Origin of the sequence: Thomasclavelia spiroformis DSM 1552 (assembly GCF_025149465.1) — a bacterium.
Lineage (GTDB): Bacteria > Bacillota_I > Bacilli_A > Erysipelotrichales > Coprobacillaceae > Thomasclavelia > Thomasclavelia spiroformis.
The window spans coordinates 1,542,808-1,568,920 of sequence record NZ_CP102275.1; the positions used below are offsets into that span (position 1 = coordinate 1,542,808).

Annotated in this window: 32 protein-coding genes; 8 read left to right on the forward strand and 24 right to left on the reverse strand. The window is 30.1% G+C overall.

The window, feature by feature from the left end:
- Window positions 1-37: 37 nt before the first annotated feature.
- Together NQ543_RS07265 and NQ543_RS07270 are read right to left on the reverse strand one after the other, a co-directional pair.
- Window positions 38-1,696 carry a DAK2 domain-containing protein gene (locus NQ543_RS07265; protein WP_039903820.1) on the reverse strand — a complete coding sequence of 553 codons (1,659 nt, stop codon included), beginning with the start codon at window positions 1,694-1,696 and terminating at the stop codon, window positions 38-40.
- A gap of 12 nt (window positions 1,697-1,708) precedes the next feature.
- Window positions 1,709-2,065 (reverse strand): Asp23/Gls24 family envelope stress response protein, encoded by a 357-nt coding sequence (locus NQ543_RS07270; protein WP_004609329.1) that lies wholly within the window; start codon window positions 2,063-2,065, stop codon window positions 1,709-1,711.
- Between the two features lie 218 nt (window positions 2,066-2,283).
- Here NQ543_RS07270 and rpmB point away from each other — a divergent pair, with 218 nt between their 5' ends.
- On the forward strand, window positions 2,284-2,469 hold the full coding sequence (gene rpmB / locus NQ543_RS07275; protein ID WP_004609331.1) for a 50S ribosomal protein L28: 186 nt from the start codon (window positions 2,284-2,286) through the stop codon (window positions 2,467-2,469).
- A gap of 84 nt (window positions 2,470-2,553) precedes the next feature.
- Here rpmB and NQ543_RS07280 read toward each other — a convergent pair whose 3' ends face one another.
- The 18 genes from NQ543_RS07280 to ltrA (NQ543_RS07365) form a co-directional block, all read right to left on the reverse strand.
- A complete protein-coding gene (locus NQ543_RS07280; RefSeq protein ID WP_004609332.1) occupies window positions 2,554-3,435 on the reverse strand; it encodes a helix-turn-helix domain-containing protein in 882 nt (293 codons plus the stop codon).
- A 77-nt stretch (window positions 3,436-3,512) separates the two neighbouring features.
- The gene (locus NQ543_RS07285) at window positions 3,513-4,055 is read right to left on the reverse strand and encodes a response regulator (protein WP_004609333.1); all 543 of its coding nucleotides are present in this window, start codon (window positions 4,053-4,055) and stop codon (window positions 3,513-3,515) included.
- Window positions 4,048-5,508: a sensor histidine kinase gene (locus NQ543_RS07290; RefSeq protein ID WP_004609334.1), complete on the reverse strand. Its 1,461-nt coding sequence runs from the start codon at window positions 5,506-5,508 to the stop codon at window positions 4,048-4,050. The genes NQ543_RS07285 and NQ543_RS07290 overlap by 8 nt, the downstream gene beginning before the upstream one ends.
- Window positions 5,505-6,449 (reverse strand): substrate-binding domain-containing protein, encoded by a 945-nt coding sequence (locus tag NQ543_RS07295; RefSeq protein ID WP_004609335.1) that lies wholly within the window; start codon window positions 6,447-6,449, stop codon window positions 5,505-5,507. The genes NQ543_RS07290 and NQ543_RS07295 overlap by 4 nt, the downstream gene beginning before the upstream one ends.
- A 156-nt stretch (window positions 6,450-6,605) precedes the next feature.
- On the reverse strand, window positions 6,606-7,118 hold the full coding sequence (tnpA, locus tag NQ543_RS07300; protein ID WP_004609336.1) for an IS200/IS605 family transposase: 513 nt from the start codon (window positions 7,116-7,118) through the stop codon (window positions 6,606-6,608).
- 171 nt (window positions 7,119-7,289) lie between these two features.
- Window positions 7,290-8,414 carry a molecular chaperone DnaJ gene (dnaJ, locus tag NQ543_RS07305; protein ID WP_004609337.1) on the reverse strand — a complete coding sequence of 375 codons (1,125 nt, stop codon included), beginning with the start codon at window positions 8,412-8,414 and terminating at the stop codon, window positions 7,290-7,292.
- A gap of 55 nt (window positions 8,415-8,469) precedes the next feature.
- Window positions 8,470-10,278 (reverse strand): molecular chaperone DnaK, encoded by a 1,809-nt coding sequence (gene dnaK, locus NQ543_RS07310; protein ID WP_004609338.1) that lies wholly within the window; start codon window positions 10,276-10,278, stop codon window positions 8,470-8,472.
- A 16-nt stretch (window positions 10,279-10,294) separates the two neighbouring features.
- On the reverse strand, window positions 10,295-10,843 hold the full coding sequence (gene grpE / locus NQ543_RS07315; protein WP_004609339.1) for a nucleotide exchange factor GrpE: 549 nt from the start codon (window positions 10,841-10,843) through the stop codon (window positions 10,295-10,297).
- A 2-nt stretch (window positions 10,844-10,845) separates the two neighbouring features.
- The gene (gene hrcA / locus NQ543_RS07320; RefSeq protein WP_039903823.1) at window positions 10,846-11,886 is read right to left on the reverse strand and encodes a heat-inducible transcriptional repressor HrcA; all 1,041 of its coding nucleotides are present in this window, start codon (window positions 11,884-11,886) and stop codon (window positions 10,846-10,848) included.
- A gap of 139 nt (window positions 11,887-12,025) precedes the next feature.
- Window positions 12,026-13,117, reverse strand: a complete 1,092-nt coding sequence (gene hemW / locus NQ543_RS07325) for a radical SAM family heme chaperone HemW (protein ID WP_004609341.1) — start codon at window positions 13,115-13,117, stop codon at window positions 12,026-12,028.
- Window positions 13,107-14,321 carry an L-serine ammonia-lyase, iron-sulfur-dependent, subunit alpha gene (locus NQ543_RS07330; protein WP_004609342.1) on the reverse strand — a complete coding sequence of 405 codons (1,215 nt, stop codon included), beginning with the start codon at window positions 14,319-14,321 and terminating at the stop codon, window positions 13,107-13,109. Before NQ543_RS07330 ends, hemW begins: the two co-directional genes overlap by 11 nt.
- Window positions 14,322-14,329: 8 nt before the next feature.
- Window positions 14,330-15,280 carry a DNA polymerase III subunit delta gene (holA, locus tag NQ543_RS07335; protein ID WP_039903863.1) on the reverse strand — a complete coding sequence of 317 codons (951 nt, stop codon included), beginning with the start codon at window positions 15,278-15,280 and terminating at the stop codon, window positions 14,330-14,332.
- 43 nt (window positions 15,281-15,323) lie between these two features.
- Complete coding sequence (locus NQ543_RS07340) at window positions 15,324-17,321, reverse strand: DNA internalization-related competence protein ComEC/Rec2 (protein ID WP_004609344.1); 1,998 nt, start codon at window positions 17,319-17,321, stop codon at window positions 15,324-15,326.
- Complete coding sequence (locus NQ543_RS07345) at window positions 17,312-17,521, reverse strand: ComEA family DNA-binding protein (RefSeq protein WP_050752802.1); 210 nt, start codon at window positions 17,519-17,521, stop codon at window positions 17,312-17,314. Before NQ543_RS07345 ends, NQ543_RS07340 begins: the two co-directional genes overlap by 10 nt.
- A 67-nt stretch (window positions 17,522-17,588) precedes the next feature.
- Entirely contained in the window at window positions 17,589-18,131 is a 543-nt protein-coding gene (locus NQ543_RS07350; protein ID WP_004609346.1) for a group II intron maturase-specific domain-containing protein, read from the reverse strand.
- Between the two features lie 56 nt (window positions 18,132-18,187).
- Window positions 18,188-19,147, reverse strand: coding sequence for an IS3 family transposase (locus NQ543_RS07355; protein WP_333790947.1), 960 nt, complete (start codon window positions 19,145-19,147; stop codon window positions 18,188-18,190).
- On the reverse strand, window positions 19,072-19,413 hold the full coding sequence (locus tag NQ543_RS07360) for a transposase (protein ID WP_004609083.1): 342 nt from the start codon (window positions 19,411-19,413) through the stop codon (window positions 19,072-19,074). The genes NQ543_RS07355 and NQ543_RS07360 overlap by 76 nt, the downstream gene beginning before the upstream one ends.
- A 7-nt stretch (window positions 19,414-19,420) precedes the next feature.
- Window positions 19,421-20,242, reverse strand: coding sequence for a group II intron reverse transcriptase/maturase (gene ltrA, locus NQ543_RS07365; RefSeq protein ID WP_259935263.1), 822 nt, complete (start codon window positions 20,240-20,242; stop codon window positions 19,421-19,423).
- Window positions 20,243-20,332: 90 nt separating this feature from the next.
- On the opposite strand from ltrA (NQ543_RS07365), the gene NQ543_RS07370 reads away from it, so the two are divergent.
- The 3 genes from NQ543_RS07370 to NQ543_RS07380 are packed head-to-tail and all read left to right on the forward strand — an operon-like array spanning window position 20,333 to window position 21,559.
- Entirely contained in the window at window positions 20,333-20,674 is a 342-nt protein-coding gene (locus tag NQ543_RS07370; protein WP_004609083.1) for a transposase, read from the forward strand.
- 23 nt (window positions 20,675-20,697) lie between these two features.
- The gene (locus tag NQ543_RS07375; RefSeq protein ID WP_259935745.1) at window positions 20,698-21,318 is read left to right on the forward strand and encodes an IS3 family transposase; all 621 of its coding nucleotides are present in this window, start codon (window positions 20,698-20,700) and stop codon (window positions 21,316-21,318) included.
- A 4-nt stretch (window positions 21,319-21,322) separates the two neighbouring features.
- On the forward strand, window positions 21,323-21,559 hold the full coding sequence (locus NQ543_RS07380; protein WP_259935264.1) for an integrase core domain-containing protein: 237 nt from the start codon (window positions 21,323-21,325) through the stop codon (window positions 21,557-21,559).
- Here NQ543_RS07380 and ltrA (NQ543_RS07385) read toward each other — a convergent pair.
- The gene (ltrA, locus tag NQ543_RS07385) at window positions 21,552-22,382 is read right to left on the reverse strand and encodes a group II intron reverse transcriptase/maturase (RefSeq protein ID WP_259935265.1); all 831 of its coding nucleotides are present in this window, start codon (window positions 22,380-22,382) and stop codon (window positions 21,552-21,554) included. The two genes, NQ543_RS07380 and ltrA (NQ543_RS07385), sit on opposite strands and share 8 nt — an antisense overlap.
- 90 nt (window positions 22,383-22,472) lie before the next feature.
- Here ltrA (NQ543_RS07385) and NQ543_RS07390 point away from each other — a divergent pair, with 90 nt between their 5' ends.
- From NQ543_RS07390 to NQ543_RS07405, 4 genes are all read left to right on the forward strand, one after another.
- Window positions 22,473-22,814: a transposase gene (locus NQ543_RS07390; RefSeq protein ID WP_004609083.1), complete on the forward strand. Its 342-nt coding sequence runs from the start codon at window positions 22,473-22,475 to the stop codon at window positions 22,812-22,814.
- 68 nt (window positions 22,815-22,882) lie between these two features.
- Window positions 22,883-23,071 (forward strand): IS3 family transposase, encoded by a 189-nt coding sequence (locus NQ543_RS07395; RefSeq protein WP_259935266.1) that lies wholly within the window; start codon window positions 22,883-22,885, stop codon window positions 23,069-23,071.
- Window positions 23,072-23,090: 19 nt separating this feature from the next.
- A complete protein-coding gene (locus NQ543_RS07400) occupies window positions 23,091-23,399 on the forward strand; it encodes a DDE-type integrase/transposase/recombinase (protein WP_259935267.1) in 309 nt (102 codons plus the stop codon).
- A gap of 20 nt (window positions 23,400-23,419) precedes the next feature.
- The gene (locus NQ543_RS07405) at window positions 23,420-23,698 is read left to right on the forward strand and encodes an integrase core domain-containing protein (RefSeq protein WP_259935268.1); all 279 of its coding nucleotides are present in this window, start codon (window positions 23,420-23,422) and stop codon (window positions 23,696-23,698) included.
- 482 nt (window positions 23,699-24,180) lie between these two features.
- Here the strand turns inward: NQ543_RS07405 and NQ543_RS07410 are convergent, their stop codons facing one another.
- From NQ543_RS07410 to ruvA, 3 genes are read right to left on the reverse strand one after another with little or no spacing between them, the layout of a single operon-like run.
- Window positions 24,181-24,459: a hypothetical protein gene (locus tag NQ543_RS07410; RefSeq protein WP_004608631.1), complete on the reverse strand. Its 279-nt coding sequence runs from the start codon at window positions 24,457-24,459 to the stop codon at window positions 24,181-24,183.
- 27 nt (window positions 24,460-24,486) lie between these two features.
- A complete protein-coding gene (gene ruvB / locus NQ543_RS07415; protein ID WP_004608632.1) occupies window positions 24,487-25,479 on the reverse strand; it encodes a Holliday junction branch migration DNA helicase RuvB in 993 nt (330 codons plus the stop codon).
- A 10-nt stretch (window positions 25,480-25,489) separates the two neighbouring features.
- Window positions 25,490-26,050 carry a Holliday junction branch migration protein RuvA gene (gene ruvA, locus NQ543_RS07420; protein ID WP_004608633.1) on the reverse strand — a complete coding sequence of 187 codons (561 nt, stop codon included), beginning with the start codon at window positions 26,048-26,050 and terminating at the stop codon, window positions 25,490-25,492.
- Window positions 26,051-26,113: the final 63 nt, after the last annotated feature.

The following is a 26,113-nucleotide window of genomic DNA, read 5'->3' on the forward strand; positions in this document are numbered from 1 at the left end:
GCTGTCTCATTGACAACTTCATCAACAATATTTTTAATTATTCGACACCTACAATAAATGAATATACTGGTTGTTTTCCATTAACAATTTCAAGTTCTACATCAAAATTATCTTCCACGAAACTTTCAATTTCTTCAACATCCTCATCATTTACATCTTCACCATAAATAAGTGTTACTAACTCAGCATCTTCATCAATTAAATTTTCTAATACAACTTTTAATGCTGAAAGTTTATTACTAACACATGCAACAATATTTTTTTCAACTAAAGCCATATAATCATTTGCTTTAATTTCAACACCATCAATATTAGTATCCTTAATTGCAAATGTTACTTGTCCTGTTTTTACATTACCAACTGCTTCATTCATTTCAGCAACATTATCATCTAATGTAGCATCAGGATTAAACATAATACATGCTGATAATCCTTGAGGAATAGTTTTAGTTGGAATTACAATAACATTTACCTCATCTTCTAAAATTGTTGCTGTTTGTTGGGCAGTCATAATAATATTTGAATTATTAGGTAAAATAATTACATTTTTCGCATTTACATCCCTTACAGCCTGAACCATATCTTCTGTCGAAGGATTCATTGTTTGTCCACCACTAACAACATAATCGCAGTGTAATTCTAAAAATGCATCTTTCAATCCATCACCAGCGCATACAGAAATAACTGCTGTTTCTTTTGGTTCACTTTTAGATTTAGTACCTTTATCATCCACTCCAACAATTGAACCACCATTATTTTGGATTGTATCTGCTTGCTCTTGCATATTTTCAATTTTTAATTTAACAAATTCACCAAATCTTTGTGCAATATTTAAAGCATTCCCAGGTTTTAAAGTATGAACATGAACTTTTACAATTTCTTCATCCTGCACTACAACAATACTTTCTCCAGGAATTCTTGCTAATTCTTTTTTTAACTGATCTTCTTTAAATTTATCAACTAACGATGGCTCTAAACGAAGGATAAATTCTGTACAATATCCATAACCCTCTTCACCATTTTCAATTTCACTAATAGCTTCCATAGATGCCACAGAAGACTTAATTTCAACATAATCAACCTTTTCACCAGCAATTGCAGCCATAAAACCAGTAAGCACTAATAACAAACCTGCTCCACCACTATCTACAACTCCAACTTCTTTTAACACTGGTAATAATTCTGGTGTTCGTTCAAGTGAATTTTCTGCTTTCTTTACAAAATAAGAAAACATGTCTTCAATATTCATATCAGCTTTTGTATATTTAACTACTGCTTCACTAGCTTCTCTAATTACAGTTAAAATAGTTCCTTCAACTGGACGCATTACTGCTTTATAAGCAACCTTAGCACCATTTTCTAAAGCTTGTGCAAAAAGTAGGGCATCAGCTTCTTCATGACCTTGTAAGGTCATTGAAATACCTCTAAAAATCTGTGATAGAATAACTCCAGAATTTCCTCGTGCTCCCATTAAAAGTCCTTTAGAAAGTTTTTTAGAAATTTCACCAATATTATTAGAATCTAAATTTTCAACTTCTTTAGCACCAGCTAAAAAAGTTAATGACATATTTGTCCCTGTATCACCATCTGGCACTGGAAAAACATTCAATGCATCAATTTCAGGATAATTATTATGCAAAGTATTTGCTCCACATAATACCATTTCCTTAAATAATTTACCCGTTATAACTTTCATCATCTTTCTCCTCTACTCTATTCCTTGTACACCTTGAACATAGACATTTACAGCTTCTACATTAACGTCTAAAGTAGATTCAACTACATATTTAACTTTCTTTTGTACTTCATGTAAAATCTCAGTCATTTTAATTCCATATCCTAACAATACATATAAATCTAAAATAAGCCCAGTTTCACCATTACGAGCAACTATTCCTTTAGAATAATTTTCTTTACGTAACAAATCATAATAACCATCTTTTAACCTTTTTTTACTTGCCATTCCTACTACACCATAACACTCTGTTGCAGCACCACCAGCAATTGTAGCTACGACATCTAATGAAATATTAATCGTACCCATATTATTATTCTTTTCAATCATTTATATACCTCCTTGTATATAATATATTTTTACCTGTCATTAAATAATTATATCTTAAAAAGAATATCTTTACAATTATTACCACTTGATTTTATTCAAATCTTCATCATATTTCAAGAAAAAGTTATCTTTTTAGAAAAAAAGATTGATTTTAACCAAAAACAATGCTAGAATATCACAGTACGTTAAAACACTGCTAATGAAGAGGAGGAGAACCAATGTCAAGAAAATGTCAAATTAGTGGAAAAGGACCTATGTCTGGAAACACACGTTCTCATGCATTAAACTCAAGTAGAAGAAAATGGAATGTTAATTTACAAAAAGCTACTATTTTAGTAGATGGTAAACCTACAACTGTAAAAATTTCTGCTAGAGAATTAAGAACTTTGAGAAAATCTGCTTAAAAATATAAATAGTATTTCGATACTATTTTTATTTTACTTAAATTAATATTAAAAAAGAGCGTTAGCTCTTTTTTTTATTTACTATTAATCAAATTTAGCTTTATATTCTTTAGGAGTTAATCCGGTTACCTTTTTAAACACTTTAGAAAAATAATTATGACTGCCAAATCCTAAACTAGATGCAATTTCTTTAATTTGATAATTTTCTTTTAATAATTCCTTAGCTTTTTCAATTCGACATTCGGTAACTAAATCTGTAAAATTCTTAGATGTATAACTACTTAACAAATTACTAATATATCCTGGGGTTACTTCTAAATATGCTGCAACATTATTTAAAGTAATTGCTTTATTATAATTAATTGAAATATAATTTAATGCTTTTTTAACTAAAACATTAGAAGTTTTAGTATCAATATTTTTAATCGTTTTAATTAAAATATCAATTAAATCATTAATTCTATCTAATAACTCATGATACGGATCATCCACATCTAATTTAATTACATAAGCCTTATCACACATACTTATTTTAAAGCCAAATTCTTGATTAAATAAATTTATTAAAATTTCATTAAAATTCCAAATTAACTTGAGTAATGCTTCTTTATCAAGATATAAAATTTCTAAATAAAATAAATTAATTTTTCTTTTAATTCCCAAAGTATTCATACTTAAAAAATCATTAATTAAACCAGAACACAATTTTTCAAGATCATAATTAAGCTTCATTCGATTACTATAATTATTTTTTTGTAATTCTATTGTACCACCAATATTTTCAATTGCACTAGCATATGAATTATAAAATTCATCAAACCCTTCACAAATAGTACCAACACCCATTTGTTTCAAATCATTAAAATATTTTTTAATCAATGATTCAAATATCAAAATATCTTGTTTCGATAAACCAGCTAAACTAAATACAAATAATACATGCACTTCATAATAACTATCCATCATACAACAACATCCTAAATCTTCAATTTCTATGATAAACTGATGGATTTTATATGGTTCAAAGCTATCATCTTGAAAAACTAAACAAAACCTGATTTTGGGGCAATATTAAGTAATGAAAAATATTTTTCAATTTCACTAGATTTAGAATTTTGAACAATACTATGAATACAATCACTTTCAACAATTGGCTTTATTTCCTCAATCTTCATTACCAAACGTGTTGTTTGGTTTTTTTGACTTTCTCTACTATCAATCTTATTAATTACTTGATATATAGCATTAAACATCTTTTCATTAGACACCGGTTTTAAAATAAAATCTTCAACCCCTAATTTAATTGCCTCTTTAGCATATTCAAAATAATTATATGATGTTAAAACTAAACTTACGATATCTTTATTTATCTTTTTTGCACTTGCAATCGTTTCTAAGCCATTTATCCCTGGTAAATTAATATCACATATTAAAATATGGATTTCAATTTTTTTTAATATTTCTAGAGCCTCTAATCCATTTGTAGCACTATAGACAATTAATGTCTCAAAAAAATGTTCTTTTAACAAATCGACTAGTGCTTTGCGTTCTATTTCTTCATCTTCAACAATTAATATTTTATACATATCCCTTACCTACCCTAATTTCAATAATAACTTCAAATCCACATTCAGGATAACTATTAAATGAAATACTAGCATTTTTACCATAAAACATTTTAATTCTTTGAATGACATTATATAATCCTAAATTACTTTTTTCATTATCTGTTTGAAAATCATTCAAAACACTCTTTTCTAATACATCCGTTTCTAATCCAACCCCATTATCACTTACACTAATTACAACACTTTCATCAATCTTTTGAATATTAACAACAACTTCACCATCTTCAATAACATTTTTCAATCCATGTTTAACAGCATTTTCAATTAATGGTTGAATTAATAAGCCAGGTACTTGAATATTAGGTAAACCATCTTCTACATTTAAAATAAAATTAATTCTTTGATGAAAACGTTTTTCTTGAATATAAATATAATTTTCAACAGACTCTATTTCACTATATAAATCACTCGTTTTATTTGCTTTATCTAAAGCATAACGTAATAACATTGCTGTTTTATCAACCATAGCTCCTGTATCTGTTGCATTTTCACGATAAGCTGTCTTATAAATCATATTTAAAGTATTAAATAAAAAATGTGGGTTTATTTGATTCTGGAGCATTTTTAATTCACTTAAAGCTAATAATTCATCTTTTTTCAAATTTTCATTTTCTTTTTCTAATAATTGATGCTTTAATGCTGCTTTTTCTTTTTCATTTTCGATATTTTTTTGTACGTGCTGTGCCATATCATCTAAAGCTATACATAAATTTTCCATTTCTATTGAAGTATTAGAAATATCTGATAAATCATATTCACCACGTTTTATCGATTTTATGTTATTTAGAATTTGATATAATGGCTTTGTAAATGATTTTATTGTAATAATTGAAAATAAAATCAGCCAAACTATTCCTAAAATCATTATCATTGCTAACATTATAAATAACTTCTTTTCATAATCATGAATTTCTTCTTGTTGATTTTTTATATCATCAGTTAAATATTCATAATATGTAATACTTGTTTTTTCTAATAAAGAATATTGCTTTAAAAATTCATTATATTTACTTTGATAATCAGTTGGACTTGCATTTTTAGTATCTGTTGCAGCATTTTGATAACTTTTAACCATATTATTAAGTAAATCAATTCGCCATCTATATTCTTCATCGATTCCATCTTTTACACTGTTTAATTTATCTCGAGCTCTTTTTATCGATTGTTTATATTTTTCAATATCATCAACATTTTCAGTATATAAATAACTTTTAAAACTAAAATTAGCTTTTTCAATATAATCATAAAACCCACTAATATCACTGTATAGTTGAATGGCATTGTTATATTTTTTGGAAGCATTACTACTCAACATGAAATAGAGACCAATAAAAACGGCAATTACTACAATTAAACAAATATCTATTTGAATAATACTTCTTTTAAAACTGATCTTTGATTTATTTTTCATTTCAATTCCTCTTGATAATTAGATACATTTTCATTAGTCACTAAAATTAGTTTAACACTATTAACTGTCTGTGTTAGCTCTTTTCCATTCACAAGATAATCATATAACCAATTTGTTGCTTCATACCCATAATTATAAAACGATGTAACAACACTTCCATCAATTTGACCATCTTTAATTAGCTCGATTGTTTCTGGCATATCGTCAACTCCATATATAAGCATTGAATCTCTGACATTCAATTGATTAGCTACTTCATTACAAGAAACTGCCGATTCACCTGCAAAGTTAATAGCAACATTAATCTTTGTTGTTGACAGTATATTATGCCACTCTTTTTTAGCACGGATAGAATCCGATTTAGATTCACTAACTACTTTTATTTCATATCCCCCTGGATGCGTTTTAAATACATTTTCTATTTCTTTGATTTGATCTGTTGCAATATCAAAATTTTTTTCAGCAACTTGAATACCAATTTCTAAAAATGTATCTTTACCCAAATGTTTTTCAATATCATTTAAAAATAATTTAGCTTGTTCATTAAAATTTTTTCCCAAATATGCAAATCTCTCACTTTCTTCAACATCAGAATCAACCAACATGATAGGTATTCCCTTTTCTTTAGCCTTATTGATTAACCAACTATTAATTACTCCTTGAGTAATTATCGCATCTGCTTTTTGAGAAATTGCTGTTTCAATTACTTCTTCCATTTTTTGCGTATCAATTGCAATCGGTCCAATCCAATCTCCATGTATTTTCTTTTCCTTACAAGCATCATCAAAACCCTCTTTTGCCTTTAACCATACCTCATGTTCTTTTAATGGTGTTGCAAAAACAAAATATAGCCTTTCATCATAAGAGCTCTTTTTAGTAGGATCACCATTACATCCCATTAATATTAATGTAATTATTAATATCCATACTATTTTTTTCATAACGCTTTCACCCCTTATTCCTATTTATTATACAATATTTATTCAAAAAAATCATAACCACGCCTAAAAGACGTGGTATGCACCCGCCCTGTAAGGGCATGCTGTTGCGCTAGTCATTCGACCACTGAACGCCTTGACAGCCGCAACGTCATTTACTCACTGACCCTCAAAGGGTCTTTTACTTTTTTTCTTTTTCTTGTACCCTTCCACTGGTTCTCCTGTGAACGGGTCAATAAATTCTTCCATACTCATTTGATCACTCAACTTATTTTCCGCTAACTGATTTTGAATATATTCTCTCTCTGTCTTCTCGTTCTTTCCTACTGTATCTACAAAATAGCCTCTTGCCCAAAATTTTCGATTTCCATATTTATATTTCATACTTGCATGACGATCAAATATCATAAGCGTTGACTTGCTTTTCAGGTATCCCATAAACTCCGCCACAGAATACTTTGGTGGTATTTCTAATAGAAGATGAATATGATCAGGACATAACTCTCCTTCTATCAGCTCTACTCCCGGTTTTCTTTCAATTAAGGTCTTTATAATTAATCTTATATCATGTCTTAATTTATTGTATATTACCATCCTTCTAAATTTTGGTACTATTACAATATGATATTTACATCTATATGATGCATGTGATAAACTTTTTGTGTCTTTCATAGACTAACCTCCTCGTTATTTTATTTGCAGCTGCCAGGCTACAATTATTATATCACGAGGAGGTTTTTTACCCAGACGCTAAAGCTTTATTGTTACCACGCGCATAGCACGTGGTTTTTGTTTCACAATAAAAAAAGATCCAGATTTTTACAAAAATCTAGATCTATAATGCTATTTTTTAAACTTACGTTTAAATATATCAAATGGTGATTCTTTTTTCTTAGATAATTTAGAAAGTTTAGTATACAATTCTCGTTCTTCCATTGATAACTTAGTTGGGATTTTAACCTCAATTCTAACCATTTCATCACCATAAGTAGAACCTCTTAAGTCCTTGACACCTTTTCCTTTTAATCGTAAAATTGCACCCGATTGAGTCCCTGCAGGAATCTTAACAGTAACATCACCATGGACAGTTGGTACATCAACTTCACAACCTAAAGTTGCATCAACATTGGAAACCGGAACCGTAATATGAATATTTCTACCTTCACGTTGGAAATGTTCATGTGGTTTTACTTGAATTTCCACATATAAATCCCCATTAGGTCCGCCATTGCTACCGCGACCACCTTTACCAGATACTCGCAAACGTTGATTAGAATTAATACCAGCAGGAATATCTAATTCAACAGTAACTGTTTTTGTTTCGTAGCCTTTACCATGACAATGTGGACATTTATTACGCACTACCTTACCTGTTCCATTACAATCTGGGCATGTAGTTTCACTTACAAATGTTCCAAATGGAGAACGCTGCTGTTGTTGTATTGTTCCACGACCACCACAGCGAGAACATGTTTGAACATCATTAGGATTTTTAGCCCCTGTTCCATTACAATGGCTACATGGTGCATCATAAGTTACCTTGATATCTTTTTTAACACCATGAACAGCTTCCATAAATTCGATGTTCAAGCCCATCAAATGATCATCACCACGTCTTGGACCATTATTTCTTTGACGGCTTCTACCTCCACCACCAAAGAATGAACCAAATATATCACCTAAATCAACATCTTCAAAACCAAAGCCACCAAATCCTCCAGCTCCACCATTTCCAGCACCTTGTTCAAATGCAGCATGCCCAAAACGATCATATGTGGCTTTTTTATTTGGATCTGATAAAACTTCATAAGCTTCTTGAACTTCTTTAAATTTTTCTTCAGCCCCAGGCTCTTTATTAATATCAGGATGATATTGTTTTGCTTTTTTACGATAAGCTCTTTTTATTTCATCAGGTGAAGCTTGTTTCGACACCCCTAAAACTTCATAGTAATCTCTTTTATCAGCCATCTTTCCACCCTCTTTACATTATATAAAACCAAGGCAAAGCCTTGGCTTTAATAAATTAGTTCTTTTCTTCAAAATCTGCATCAACAACATTGTCATCTTGAGCTGTATTTGTGCTATTAGCATTTGTATTTGCACCTTGTTGTTGATATGCATATGAAGCCATTTGTTGTGCCATTTGTTCTAATTCACTCATTTTAGCTTCTAATGTAGCCATATCATTATTATCTAAAGCTGTTTTTAATTCATCTCTTAATTTTTGTGCAGATTCTTTTTGTGTTGCATCAATTTTATCACCTTGTTCTGCTAATGCTTTATCAATTTCATTGATCATTTGTTCAGCTTTATTTCTTGTTTCGATATCTTTTCGTTTCTTTTCATCTTCAGCTTTATTAGCTTCAGCTTCTTTAACCATTCTATCGATTTCTTCATCACTTAATCCAGTTGAGTTTTGGATAACAATAGATTGTTCTTTTTGAGTTTTTAAATCTTTAGCCTTAACATTTACGATACCGTTTACGTCAATGCTGAAAGTTACTTCAATTTGTGGCACACCGCGTGGTGCTGGTTCAATACCATCTAATTTAAATAAACCTAATTGTTTATTATCTTTAGCCATTGATCTTTCACCTTGTAATACATTGATATCTACAGCAGGTTGATTATCAGCAGCAGTTGAGAATATTTGTGATTTAGTAGTTGGAATTGTAGTATTTCTTTCAATTAATACTGTCATAACTCCACCCATTGTTTCAATACCTAATGATAATGGTGTAACATCTAATAATAATACGTCTTTAACATCACCAGCAATAACTCCACCTTGAATTGCAGCACCCATTGATACTACTTCATCAGGGTTAACAGATTTATTTGGTTCTTTACCTAATAATCTTTTAACTGATTCTTGAACGGCAGGAATACGAGTAGATCCACCAACTAATAATACTTGATGAATTTCAGTTGGATCCATACCAGCATCTTTTAATGCTTGACGTACAGGAACTTCAGTTCTTTCAACTAAATCACGAGTTAATTCATCGAATTTAGCTCTTGTTAAAGTTAATTCCAAATGTAATGGTCCACTAGCTCCAGCTGAAATGAATGGTAATGAAATTTGTGTTTGCATAGTTCCTGATAAATCTTTTTTAGCTTTTTCAGCAGCTTCTTTAATACGTTGCATTGCCATTTTATCAGCAGATAAATCAATACCTTGTTCTTTTTTGAATTCATCAATAACCCAATTCATAATTTTTTGGTCGAAGTCATCTCCACCAAGTTGGTTATCACCAGCTGTAGCTAATACTTCAAATGTACCATCAGCTAAATCTAGGATAGATACGTCAAATGTACCTCCTCCTAAGTCATATACTAGTACTTTTTGTTCTTGATCTAATTTATCAAGTCCAAATGCTAAAGCAGCAGCAGTTGGTTCGTTAATAATACGTTCAACTTCTAATCCTGCAATCTTACCAGCATCTTTAGTTGCTTGACGTTGTGCATCGTTGAAATAAGCAGGAACAGTAATAACCGCTTTAGTAACTGTTTCACCTAAATATGCTTCAGCAGTTGCTTTTAAGTTTTGTAAAATCATCGCAGAAATTTCTTGAGGTGTATAATCTTTACCATTAACATGTTCTTTATGGCTAGTACCCATATGACGTTTTACTGACATAACAGTATCTGGATTAGTAACTGCTTGACGTTTTGCAGCTTCACCAACAATAATTTCACCATTTTTAAATGATACTACTGAAGGAGTAGTTCTATTTCCTTCTGGATTGGCGATTACTTTAACTTCACCATTTTCCATAACACTAACACATGAATTTGTTGTACCTAAGTCAATACCAATAATTTTACTCATAATAAATTCCTCCTATTTATTCACTTACTTTTACTAAAGATGCACGAATAACGCGATCTTTTAATTTATATCCTTTTTGTAACTCTTCAACAACCATATTTGGTTTAAAGTTATCATCTTTTACTGTCATTACGGCTTGGTGGAAGTTTGGATCAAACTCTTCACCTTCTGTTTTAATTACCTCAACCCCTTGAGATTTTAAAACTTGCATTAACTGATTATAAATCATTTCATATCCCTTTAAGAAATTTTTAATTTCATCACTTGGATTTTCTACAGCTAACGATCTTTCAAAATTGTCAACTACCGGCAACAATTCTTCAATGAAAGATTGCATCATAAATTTCATTGCATTTGCATGTTCGTTTTGTAATCTTTTCTTAAGATTCTCCATATCTGCAAACACTTTATAATAATCAGTCTTCCATGTATTTACTTCTTCTTCTAAAGCTACTAATTGTTCCTCGATAGTAGCTTCCTTTTCTTCTTTATTTTCAACTGTTTCTTCTACAGTTTCATTTTCAGATTCTTCATTTACTACTTCTTTATCAGCCATTACATTCACCTCTATTCATCTTTTTTATCATCTGATTCATCAAAGAAAGCCTGTTCAATATTCTTTGAAATATAATCCACTAAAGAAACTACTTTTTCATAAGGCATTCTCGTTGGCCCTATTACTGAAATAGATCCCTTGGTTGTCGCTCCGGTTTTAAACGAAGCAGATATTACTGAAACATCATCAATTTCATTAATTGGTGAATCAGTTCCAATTCTTACCGTTACCCCTTCTTCATCAGATAGAGGTTGTAAGGCATTCCATACTTGAGAGTTTTCAAATGCACTAACAATTCTTCTCAATTTATTTACATCATTATATTCTGGTTGATATAACATATTCTCTTTTCCAGAAAAATAAACATTACTTGATGCAAATTTCACAAACGCTTCTAGAAAAGCATTAAATAACTCTTCATGTTCTTTAATCTTTGCCGATAAAATAGGTTTAACATCACGTTCAAGTCTAAATGCCACTTGTTCAATTGGTGTTCCAATCAACAAATCATTCATCACATTAACACAGCTAATTAAATCATCAATATTATGATGTCGACTTAAATCAAAGACTTTATTTTCAACGTATCCTTGATTAGTTATAATAATTGCTGTAACTCGATCATCATCTAAAGGAACTACACTAATTCTTTGTAACGTATCTTTACTTGAATCCGGTCCTAACACAACTGATGTTAAATGTGTTAATTCGCTCAACATTTGACAGCTTTTATGAATTATTTCATCTAACGTGCGATGACGATCACTAAATATTTGTGCGACTTGATTCTTCAACCCATCATCTAAATCTCGCTTTTCAAGATTATCAACATAGAAGCGATATCCTTCTACTGAAGGAACTCTTCCAGAAGAAATATGGGTTTTTTCTAAATATCCATAATCCTCAAGAAAACTCATCTCATTACGGATGGTTGCACTAGAATATGGCAATTGATATTTTGTCATCAAAGCTTTAGAACCAACTGGTTCTGCCGTTTCAATAAACTCATCAACGATACATTTGAAAATCAGTAATTGCCGCGCTGTTAGCATTTTTCTCACCATCCTTAGCACTCTTTCTTCCTTTGTGCTAAATACATTATACATCAATTTTTAGCACTGTCAACAACTTTGTGCTAAAAATTATAAAAAAAAGAAAAGAAAAAATATCACTCTAATTTAGAATGATATTTTACATAAAATCCAATAAAATCATATTTAATAATTTAATTGATTCTTTATTACAACGCAAATACCCATCTTCAATTACTAATGTTTTAAGTTTTAAATGTTTATCAAGCGCTACTTGATAAACATCATATATATCCTTATTATAACGTTCCTTAAATTCTTTTAAATCCAATCCCTTAACTAATCTTAACGACATCATTAAATGATTAAACATTATTTCTTCTTTAGAACATTCTATTTTACTAGTAGTATCACGATAATTTAAATATGCATTTAAATTGCGACTATGTTCAATAATACAATTATCAATTTTACTACTTGCTCCTAAACCAATTCCATAATAATTATCATATTGCCAATATGTTAAATTATGCAATGACTCAAAACCTTTTTTTGAATAATTACTAATTTCATATTTCATAAATCCTAGACTCTCTAATTTTTCATCAATTATTTGATTAATCAACGCTTCGCTATCTTCATCAAGTGATTGGTAATTTTGGTTTTTTAATACAGTATGATCTTCTAAAATCAACGAATAATATGAAACATGTTGTATATTTAATGATTCAATAATATTTAAATCATTTTTAATATCTTGAAGTGTTTGATCAGGTAAACCATACATTAAATCAATTGAAATATTATCAAATTCAAGCTGCTGACCATAGCGAATAATGCGTTTAACCATGTCACTAGTATGTTTACGATTGATCTTTTTTAATATGTTATCATTAAATGTCTCGACTCCAATACTTAACCTTGTTACACCACCTTTTTTTAAAATATCCAACTTATAATAATCTAATGTTTCAGGATTAGTTTCAATCGTTACTTCACAATCATTATTTATATATGGTCTAATCATATCCATTAATGATTTTAACTGCTCATCATTTAAACTAGTTGGTGTTCCGCCACCGATATATATTGTTTTTAATGGTATATTAAGATTTAAATCATTTAATTCTCTTTTCAATACTTCTAAATAGTCATCAACTAATTCCTTATTATAAAAAACTTTACAAAAATCACAATATGCACAAATATGTAAACAAAAAGGAATATGAATATATAAAGAACTAGTTTTCATCTTCAAAACCAAATTCTTTAGCCAAACCACCTAAAGATGTTTCTTTATAAGCGCTATTTAAATCTTTACCTGTTTGTTTCATTACACGAACAACTGCATCAAAAGAAACTTTATTTTTTCTTAAATATCCTAATTGTTTTGCATACATTGCAGCATCCATTGCTCTTAAAGCCCCAAAACCATTTCTTTCAATACAAGGAATTTGAACATAGCCACCTACCGGATCACAAGTTAAACCCAAATTATGTTCTAATCCCATTTCAGCGGCATATTGAATTAAATTATTATTTAGCTCCAAAATCCAGCCATAACCAGCTGCTGCCATCGAACAAGCACTTCCAATTTCTGCTTGACAACCCCCATCAGCTCCAGAAATAGTAGCATTTGCTTTTATTACATTACCAAAAACACCAGCTACTGCTAAAGCCTTAATAATTTCTTTTTTAGAAATATTTAATTGTTTATAACAATAATACATTACTGCCGGTAAAACGCCACTTGCACCACAAGTTGGGGCCGTAACAATACGGTGACCACTCGCATTTTCTTCACTAACAGCATAAGCGTAGCTACTTACTAAAAGACGATCACGATCACCGCTTCGATGGGTATTGATTGCTTGTTGATAAATTGATTTAGCGACTCTTTTTAATTTTAATTTACCAGGTATCACACCAGTAGCAAATAATCCAGCTTCAACACTTGCAAACATTGCATCGACTATTTCATATAAATAAGCTTTAAAGTCATCGCCTTCAAATTCTAAAACATAGTCATATAAATTAATTCCTTTTTTATCACAATACTCTAATATCTCATTTAAATTTTTATGAGGATAAACTTGCTTAGGGGGCTGTAAATTATCATCATCATAAAGTAAAGCTCCACCCCCAATTGAATATACTGTAATACTATCAAGTAACTTATCATCATGGTACATTTTAAAAATCATCCCATTTGGATGTTTTGGTAATTCTTCACTGACAAAATGAATCTCAACATTTTCTTTACCTAAAACTTCTTCGATAATTTTATCTGTCAAATGACCTTTTCCAGTTAATGCTAATGAGCCATGTAAATATACTTCATAATGATTTGCATCTTGATAAGTTTCTTTGATTTTAAAAGCCGCTTTTTGTGGTCCCATCGTATGTGATGAAGAAGGTCCAACTCCAATTTTATATAATTCTCTTAGTGATTCCATAAATCCTCCTATATTTTTATCAAAAATAATTCTAAACCTATTTTTTTATCTATTTTACCTGTTTTAATCGCTTCATCTAACTTAGCTAAATCATTTAAACGCTTCAATAATTCATCTAAATCAAAATCTTTACCTTCTTGTCTAATATACTTCAAACGATAAGGATTAATTGCTAGAATTTTACCAATCTCTTTATCATTATACCCTTTACGATCTAATAATTTCACTTGATACATAAGTCGTAATTGTCCTGCAATTAAAACAATTAATTTCACTGGTTCTTCATTTAAAACCATTAAATCTTTATAAATAGAAAAAATCTTTTGACGATCTTTTTGAAGAATCGCGCTAGTTAAAGAAAAAACATTTTCATCTAAAGGTTTACTTACAAGTTTGTCAACGCCTTCAATTGTAATATGCTTATCATACAAACATAACTTTTCTACTTCTAAAACAACCGTACTTAAACTATCACCTACTCGACTCAATAAAAGTTCTAAGGCATCTTCATCAATAGTTGCCTGCCGTCTTTTTATTGCCTGACGAACATTATCAGATAATTTATAGTGATTAATTTTTTCATATTCAAAAAACTTTGCTTCTTTACGTAATCTTTTAACAAGCTTTTTACGTTCATCAAAATCATTTCCTTCATGATATAAAACAAAAATCACATCATCATTATTATTATCCAAACACTTTTCAAAAAAACTTAATGCCATGTCATCTTTTTTTATTTTCTTAGTAGTTAAAAAATCAGCTTTTTTTAACACTACCATCTTTTTATCCGTAAAAAAAGGCGGCGTAATTAAATCCTCATATACCGCCTCTATACTATCTTCATCACCACGATAAATAGAGAAATTCATATTTTCTTCATTGCAGGCAAAGTCTTTTTTTAATGATTCTAATTTTTGATTCATTAAAAAACTTTCTTCACCATAAATAACAATTATCATTTCCATCACTCCATCATCATTATAACCTACTTTTTGCCTAAAGTCATGAATAAATATAATTGTCATTACCGTAATATACAATTTTTACCATTCCCATTAAATCACTGCGATATATTTTAACTCCATAATCTTTTAAACGTAAAAGTACATCTTCATTGGGGTGATTATAACGATTATTCTTTCCACAACTAATTAAAGCTACTTTAGGTCTTACAACATCTAAAAATTCACTGCACGTACCTGTACTACTACCATGATGAGAAACTTTTAAAACATCGGCTTTTAACTCTGGATATTTTTTTATCAATTCTTTTTCAACCTCACTTGAAGCATCACCCATAAACAAATAGACTAAATTATTGATTTTAGCTTTAATAACTAAAGAATCATCATTTTTATTATCATGACTAATTCCATCATCAAGCATTTCAATTTGAACATCACCAATCTTCATTTGTGATTGATATGTTGTAATTGTATTATCAATTTTTATTTGCTTAGATAATGAATCATAACTGCCATTATGATCAAAGTCATCATGACTAATAAATACATAATCCAATTTATAAATCCCCTGTGAATTTAAATATGGTACAAGTGTCGTACTAGCTAGATCTCTAGTTTGTAAACCACCTGTATCAATTAAAATATTTCCTTTATTAAATGGCTGTTGAATCAAAAAACAATCACCTTGACCAACATCAATCATTACTACTTTTCCTTCAATATTATAAAATGGTTTTAAATAAAACATTAATAATAAACTAAATAACATTAATACTTCTCTAGTAACTTTAAGTTTAACATTTAATTTTAAAATTATTTTAAAATAAATAAAATAATAACTTAGTATAAAAAATAAAGTAGGTTTTAAAAAATTAAGATAAATCGAAAAATCATTACAAAAAACAACAATATTATTCAAAAAATAAATAATAATAGCTACTATCCCATTAAACATATTTCCAAAAATAACATATAACCAAATTGATTGATATAAAACAGTAATTAATGGTACTAAAATGATTCCAAGTAATAAAGATAAAATATTGATGCGATATTGAACCATTAAAATAATTGGCAAACTACCAAAATATACTAATAAATTAAAATATTTATTTTTATTAATTAATAAAATAACAAAATAAATAAAATAAGAAAAAATAAATGATAAACTATAAATAACATAGGGATTAATTACTAACATCAATACTGTAACTATTGCTAAACAATCCAGCTTATTTAAATAATTTTTAAACAATACACTTAATACCATAATCAAATAAGCACGAACAAATGAAATATTAAACGGAATAATATAAACGTATATACCAATCAAAACAATTCCAAGATAATTACAAAATTTAATTGGCATAATAAATCTTAATACTTTTTTAATCATATCCATCAACATATGAATATGTAAACCTGATAAAGCAAATAAATGAATAATTGATAAATTAGTTAACTGTTCATATTCATCTTGAGCAAGATCATCTCTAATTCCTAAAACAAACATTGAAGCATAATTATCAACATTACTTTTACCAGAAATACGTTCTTGTAGTTTTTGAAATAAAGTTTGTTTTGATTCATAATTTAATAGACGTTTAATCGAAGCATTATTAGTAATTCCTTGACTATATAAATAATTTTTATAATTAAAAGCATGATCATTTGTTGGTTCAGTAATATCAAAATAAACTACTTCCATCTCTAAATAATCACCTATTTCATATCCGACAAATTCACCATATACTTTAACTTTCGTCTCTTTTGTTTTTAAAACAATACTATTTTCATCAAGATTAATTATTTCACCTTTAATAACTGGTTCATCAATTGGTTTTGGCCAATTGATTAAACAAGAAAAAATTATTGTAAAAATTAAAATTGTGATAAAATTATGCAATTTTAAACGATATATAACAAATATCCCATAAACAAATAAAAACAGCCAAAAAATTGGGTGTACCAGCAAACTAACAATAACCAACAAACAGCTAATTCCATAATAAATCAAACGATATTTTATAAACATAATAAACTCCGTATCCTTAAATATGTTTTATCACCAATACCAGAAATATTTTTAATATCTTCAATCATATTAAAGCGCTGTTTTTGACGATACTCAATTATTTTATCGGCAGTTTTGTCACCAATTCCTTTAATAGTCATTAATTGTTCTTTAGAAGCATTATTTAAAGAAATTAAATTTTCACCCTCAGGTAATTGAATAGGGGCTAAGAATTAAAATCTTTCGCCCCTTTCACAACACCGTGCGTAGGGTTCCCTACACGGCGTTTCATAAGTTTATAGAGTTGTAATAATCTAGTGCACTTATAAATCCGTATATTTTTAATACTTCATTTGTAAGTGTCCTTTTTAGTATGAAGCTATTGGCGATGTGCCAGTAGCTTTTTCTTGTGTTTGCCCATTCCCATGCCTTACTTTTATTAATACCTAGTTTTTGTAAATTTCTATACCTTGTTCTTACTAACTTCCATCTTTTCCAATATATCATTCGTATTCTTCTTCTCATCCATGAGTCTATTTCCCTTAGATGTTTACTCATATTCGCTATCCTATAGTAATTCACCCAACCTGTAATGTATTCTTTTAACTCTTTAGCTAATTCCTTACTTGATATTGGTCGGTTCCTTTTGGTGATTTCCTTTATTCTCTTTTTCATCTTTTCTTTAGATTTCTTGTGAACAGTGATTCGTACATTACCACTCTTCTCTATATAAAATCCAAAGCCCAAGAATTTTATATCAGTAATATAGGCTACCTTTGTCTTCTCTTGGTTCACTTTTACAAATAATTTCTCTTCTAAATATCTTGTCACTGTTTCTTTGTGGTACTATGTCAAGATTTCGGACCACATAAATGTAAGAAATTTAATTAATTGATACTAATTAAATAATCATGCTCATATTCATTAGGTGATTTATAATCACAATGTGAATGTACTCTTATTGTATTATAAAATCCTTCTATGTATTCAAATACCAGCTTATATGCATGATTATAATTTATAATCTTAAATCTGTTCAGCCATTCCCTTTTTATCAATGCATGATATGATTCTATACACGCATTATCCCACGGTGTTCCTTTTTGTGAATAGCTTCTTTTCATCTGCTTAGTTAATCTTTTGTATTTCTTCGATGTATAGTGCACTCCGCGATCTGCATGGATTACTATTGGTTTTGCGCTTTTTCTTCTTTTTTTAGCTGTTTCCAGACATTTTAATACTTCATCTACTTCTAATGTTTTGCTTAATGTCCATGCTATTATTTTTCTTGAATAGAGATCCATTATACTGGTTAAATATACAAATCCTTCATCTGCTGTCCAGATATATGTTATATCAGTACACCATGCCTGATTTGGTGCTTTTGGATTAAAATCTCGGTTTAGAATATTTTTTAGTTTATTTGAAAAATCACAGTCTTTTGTTGTTATTGTATATGGTTTGATATAATGAGCTTTAATATTGTTTTCCCTCATTATGTTTCCTACATATTTTTCACTTATTTTTTCTCCCTCTTTTTTTAGTATTTCAGTTATTTTAGGAGCTCCATATATTTCTTTTGAATCCTTATAGATTTTCTTGATTCTTTCTGTGATTCTAGCTTTTCTGATTTTTTGTTTACATGGTTTTCTTTTCAAATATTCATAATATCCTGATTTACTCAGTTGTAATTTTTTTAGCATACCGGTAACTGAAGTCTGTTTATCTTTTTTAGATTTTTCTTTTATCCTTTTATAAAGATCCTGCTTAGTTAATTGCCCAGTATGCCAATAGCCTTTTTTAGGACTTCTAAAGCATCCTGTGTATCTTTCAGTTCTTTTTTTAATCTGGCAATTTCTTTAGCTTCGTCACTTGAATAATTACCGCTTCCTCTTGAATTAATTACGCCGTCATTACTACTGGCATCTTTAAGCCATTTATGAACAGTGCTATCAGCAATACCAAACTGTTTAGCTATAGCTACTTTAGATTCATCAGGATGTTCTAAAACATATTGAACAACTCCCTGTTTAAATTCATCTGTAAATGTTGGTTTAGTCATCATCATATACCCCTTTTCTATTTTTGATTTAAGCTTATGACATTGTATCATATACTAGCTAGTTCTTCCATTTAACTGGTACAGTTTTTATTCTAGCATCATTGACTCTCATTGCACTTCTTTTACTTTTGAATAGTATGACACAGTCATCTGCGTACCTTACAAATCGATTTCCTCTTCTTTCCATTTCTTTATCAAATTCATTAAGATATATATTTGATAATAATGGGCTGAGTGGCCCACCTTGGGGTACTCCTTTTGTAGTTTCTTCAAACTTATGTTTTACTATGACTCCTGCATTGAGATATTTATGTATGAGTGATATAACTCTTCCGTCTTTAATAGTTTGTGACAATATCTGTATAAGTCTTGAATGGTTGACTGTATCAAAGTACTTCTCTAAATCTAGGTCTACTGTATATCGATATCCTTCATTGGCGTATTCGACTACTTTTCTTACTGCTTGATGGGCATTTCTTCTTGGTCGGAACCCATAACTATTGTCACTGAATTGGGGTTCAAATATTGGTGTCAGTACCTGTACTATCGCCTGTTGTATGACCCTATCCGTCACTGTTGGAATTCCTAACTCTCTTTTCTTTCCGTTATCTTTTGGTATTTCTACTCTTTTAACGGCTTGTGGACTATAATGTCCCTCCATGATAAGTTTCTTTAGATAAGACCAGTGTTGTGCGAAATGCGTACGAACTTCTGCGACTTGCATTTTATCTACACCACCACTTCCCTTATTACTCATAACCCTTTGGATTGCCTTTTCTATATTGGCATCCTCCATAATTGTTTCAAGTAACTTCTCATGTACTACAAATCTATTGGTGTTCTTCGTATGTGATATCTCTTGTTTTGATGTAGGATACACTTCTCCACTATTGTCGTATTCCGTACTATCTTCATAGAGTTGATGCTAGAATAAAAACTGTACCAGTTAAATGGAAGAACTAGCTAGTATATGATACAATGTCATAAGCTTAAATCAAAAATAGAAAAGGGGTATATGATGATGACTAAACCAACATTTACAGATGAATTTAAACAGGGAGTTGTTCAATATGTTTTAGAACATCCTGATGAATCTAAAGTAGCTATAGCTAAACAGTTTGGTATTGCTGATAGCACTGTTCATAAATGGCTTAAAGATGCCAGTAGTAATGACGGCGTAATTAATTCAAGAGGAAGCGGTAATTATTCAAGTGACGAAGCTAAAGAAATTGCCAGATTAAAAAAAGAACTGAAAGATACACAGGATGCTTTAGAAGTCCTAAAAAAGGCTATTGGCATACTGGGCAATTAACTAAGCAGGATCTTTATAAAAGGATAAAAGAAAAATCTAAAAAAGATAAACAGACTTCAGTTACCGGTATGCTAAAAAAATTACAACTGAGTAAATCAGGATATTATGAATATTTGAAAAGAAAACCATGTAAACAAAAAATCAGAAAAGCTAGAATCACAGAAAGAATCAAGAAAATCTATAAGGATTCAAAAGAAATATATGGAGCTCCTAAAATAACTGAAATACTAAAAAAAGAGGGAGAAAAAATAAGTGAAAAATATGTAGGAAACATAATGAGGGAAAACAATATTAAAGCTCATTATATCAAACCATATACAATAACAACAAAAGACTGTGATTTTTCAAATAAACTAAAAAATATTCTAAACCGAGATTTTAATCCAAAAGCACCAAATCAGGCATGGTGTACTGATATAACATATATCTGGACAGCAGATGAAGGATTTGTATATTTAACCAGTATAATGGATCTCTATTCAAGAAAAATAATAGCATGGACATTAAGCAAAACATTAGAAGTAGATGAAGTATTAAAATGTCTGGAAACAGCTAAAAAAAAGAAGAAAAAGCGCAAAACCAATAGTAATCCATGCAGATCGCGGAGTGCACTATACATCGAAGAAATACAAAAGATTAACTAAGCAGATGAAAAGAAGCTATTCACAAAAAGGAACACCGTGGGATAATGCGTGTATAGAATCATATCATGCATTGATAAAAAGGGAATGGCTGAACAGATTTAAGATTATAAATTATAATCATGCATATAAGCTGGTATTTGAATACATAGAAGGATTTTATAATACAATAAGAGTACATTCACATTGTGATTATAAATCACCTAATGAATATGAGCATGATTATTTAATTAGTATCAATTAATTAAATTTCTTACATTTATGTGGTCCGAAATCTTGACATAGTACCAGACTCTCATTGCACTTCTTTTACTTTTGAATAGTATGACACAGTCATCTGCGTACCTTACAAATCGATTTCCTCTTCTTTCCATTTCTTTATCAAATTCATTAAGATATATATTTGATAATAATGGGCTGAGTGGCCCACCTTGGGGTACTCCTTTTGTAGTTTCTTCAAACTTATGTTTTACTATGACTCCTGCATTGAGATATTTATGTATGAGTGATATAACTCTTCCGTCTTTAATAGTTTGTGACAATATCTGTATAAGTCTTGAATGGTTGACTGTATCAAAGTACTTCTCTAAATCTAGGTCTACTGTATATCGATATCCTTCATTGGCGTATTCGACTACTTTTCTTACTGCTTGATGGGCATTTCTTCTTGGTCGGAACCCATAACTATTGTCACTGAATTGGGGTTCAAATATTGGTGTCAGTACCTGTACTATCGCCTGTTGTATGACCCTATCCGTCACTGTTGGAATTCCTAACTCTCTTTTCTTTCCGTTATCTTTTGGTATTTCTACTCTTTTAACGGCTTGTGGACTATAATGTCCCTCCATGATAAGTTTCTTTAGATAAGACCAGTGTTGTGCGAAATGCGTACGAACTTCTGCGACTTGCATTTTATCTACACCACCACTTCCCTTATTACTCATAACCCTTTGGATTGCCTTTTCTATATTGGCATCCTCCATAATTGTTTCAAGTAACTTCTCATGTACTACAAATCTATTGGTGTTCTTCGTATGTGATATCTCTTGTTTTGATGTAGGATACACTTCTCCACTATTGTCGTATTCCGTACTATCTTCATAGAGTTGATGCTAGAATAAAAACTGTACCAGTTAAATGGAAGAACTAGCTAGTATATGATACAATGTCATAAGCTTAAATCAAAAATAGAAAAGGGGTATATGATGATGACTAAACCAACATTTACAGATGAATTTAAACAGGGAGTTGTTCAATATGTTTTAGAACATCCTGATGAATCTAAAGTAGCTATAGCTAAACAGTTTGGTATTGCTGATAGCACTGTTCATAAATGGCTTAAAGATGCCAGTAGTAATGACGGCGTAATTAATTCAAGAGGAAGCGGTAATTATTCAAGTGACGAAGCTAAAGAAATTGCCAGATTAAAAAAAGAACTGAAAGATACACAGGATGCTTTAGAAGTCCTAAAAAAGGCTATTGGCATACTGGGCAATTAACTAAGCAGGATCTTTATAAAAGGATAAAAGAAAAATCTAAAAAAGATAAACAGACTTCAGTTACCGGTATGCTAAAAAAATTACAACTGAGTAAATCAGGATATTATGAATATTTGAAAAGAAAACCATGTAAACAAAAAATCAGAAAAGCTAGAATCACAGAAAGAATCAAGAAAATCTATAAGGATTCAAAAGAAATATATGGAGCTCCTAAAATAACTGAAATACTAAAAAAAAGAGGGAGAAAAAATAAGTGAAAAATATGTAGGAAACATAATGAGGGAAAACAATATTAAAGCTCATTATATCAAACCATATACAATAACAACAAAAGACTGTGATTTTTCAAATAAACTAAAAAATATTCTAAACCGAGATTTTAATCCAAAAGCACCAAATCAGGCATGGTGTACTGATATAACATATATCTGGACAGCAGATGAAGGATTTGTATATTTAACCAGTATAATGGATCTCTATTCAAGAAAAATAATAGCATGGACATTAAGCAAAACATTAGAAGTAGATGAAGTATTAAAATGTCTGGAAACAGCTAAAAAAGAAGAAAAAGCGCAAAACCAATAGTAATCCATGCAGATCGCGGAGTGCACTATACATCGAAGAAATACAAAAGATTAACTAAGCAGATGAAAAGAAGCTATTCACAAAAAGGAACACCGTGGGATAATGCGTGTATAGAATCATATCATGCATTGATAAAAAGGGAATGGCTGAACAGATTTAAGATTATAAATTATAATCATGCATATAAGCTGGTATTTGAATACATAGAAGGATTTTATAATACAATAAGAGTACATTCACATTGTGATTATAAATCACCTAATGAATATGAGCATGATTATTTAATTAGTATCAATTAATTAAATTTCTTACATTTATGTGGTCCGAAATCTTGACATAGTACCAAGTAAGCCTAATGATAGTTGACAGTATCCTATTTTATCTTGAGTATCTTTCATTTCCAGTTCACCTCCTTATGTTCGGTCCTTCGCTAGATAACCATTACAGTTATCATCATCACTACTATGACCTCGGCTGACTTCCTAGGACAAACGTTTCCACCATGATTACATTTTCATCATGTTCCTAGGACCTCCCACGGTAAGACATAACACTTTCATCCTATGTACCCACTATCTTTACACTGCTTATTCCGTCGTACTATTGGACTTCGATTTGTTTAGCAATCTCATCCGATAAGCTTCTGCCTAAAATAGTTCGTATTCCTTGGGTCAGGACTTTGCCTCCAACTTCCTCCCGTTCACACCTTACGATGGATACCTTGTCTTCGGCTAGTGGTTGGTAGTACGAAACCCCCACAGTGGACTTTCACCACCTAGTCTTATGTCATGCGTGGCACACTATAAAAAACCGTTCTTGTTGCAAGAACGGTTTTATTATCAAAGCCATAAACATTTTCAACCTTGAGTTTTTTAAACACTTCTTCGATTGTAGGAACTCGATCAAAAGTAAGTTCTTGGTTATATTTTCCTTCTACACTAATAACGATCTTAAGATCATTTTCAATTTTATCAACTGTCGTCTCCGGCATTGAAAGTGAATAAAATGTAGAAACTATCATTAATAAAAATAGACCTATTATTTCATGTTTTTTCATCATATCACCTCATAAAAAAAGACTAGTTATCTAGTCTTTAAATTCAATATTTAAATGTTTATATGCTTCATATGTAGCAATTCTTCCTCTTGGTGTTCGTTTAATTAATCCAATTTGTAATAAATATGGTTCATACACATCTTCTAAGGTCCTAGGTTCTTCACCGATTGAAACAGCTAATGATTCTAAACCAACTGGTCCCCCTTTAAAACGATGAATAATTCCTAATAAATACTTATGATCCACTTCATCTAATCCTAAGCGATCAACTTTCAAACGATCAAGTGCTTCAACAGTTCTTTCTTTAGTAATAATTTCTTCACCATTAAATTGTGCAAAATCACGAACTCGTCTAAATAAGCGATTGGCAATTCGCGGTGTTCCTCTTGAACGCATCGCTAGAGCGGTTTTAGCATCATCATCCATCGGCATTTGATATACTCTACTAGTACGATCAATAATTACTTTTAATTCATCTTCACTATAATATTCTAACTTAGAAACAATTCCAAAACGATCCCGTAAAGGTGCTGATAAATCCCCCGCTCTAGTAGTTGCACCCACTAAAGTAAATGGCGGTAAATCAATTCGTACTGATCTAGTAGATGCCTCTTTACCAATTACTACATCAACACAAAAATCTTCCATTGCAGGGTATAAAATTTCTTCTACAACTTTATTTAAACGATGAATTTCATCGATAAACAATACATCACCAGGTTCTAAGGCAGTTAAAATTGCTACCAAATCACCAGTTTTTTCAATACTTGGTCCCGTAGTAATTTTAATATTAGTCCCCATTTCATTAGCAATGATCATTGACATTGTTGTTTTTCCTAAACCAGGAGGTCCATATAAAAGAACATGATCCAATGGCTCATCACGTAATTTTGCAGCACCGACAAAAACTTTTAAATTTTCTTTTAAACTTGTTTGACCAACATATTCATCAAAGGAACTAGGACGTAATCCACTTTCATCTTCTTCTGATATATTAGCATCTAAAACTTCATTTCTTGTCATATTATTCCTCCTATTTTACTAGTAAACTAAGTGCTCTTTTTACATAACCATTAGTATCTAAATTTTCATCAGCTAAAACTTTTAATGCCTTTTCTACCTCAACCTTTCTATAACCTAGAGCAATCAATACTTCTAAAGCCTCTTGTAAATCATCATTGGTTTTAATTGTAATTGGTACATCATTAAATTTCCCTTGTAAATCTAAAATAATCTGTTTTGCAGCTTTAGGTCCAATTCCAGGAATCTTTTTTAAATAATTAACATCATTAGTTTCAATTGCACTAATTATTCTTTCTAAATCTCCTGTGGCTAAAATTCCAATTGCTGTTTTACAACCAATCCCTTTAACTAAAATTAATTTTAAAAACATTTCTTTTTCTTCAATAGTTTTAAACCCATACAATAATAGTACATCTTCTTTTACATATTGATATAAATAAACTTTAATTTCTTTACCTTTAGTAAACTCATAAGGATTACTTACATATATTAAATATCCAATTCCATTATTTTCTACAACTATATGATCAACATTTATCTCAACTATTTTTCCAATTATATAGCTATACATGATATACTCCTTTATATTATTATACTACGTATTTACATACATTTTATCTTTACTTTGTATCAA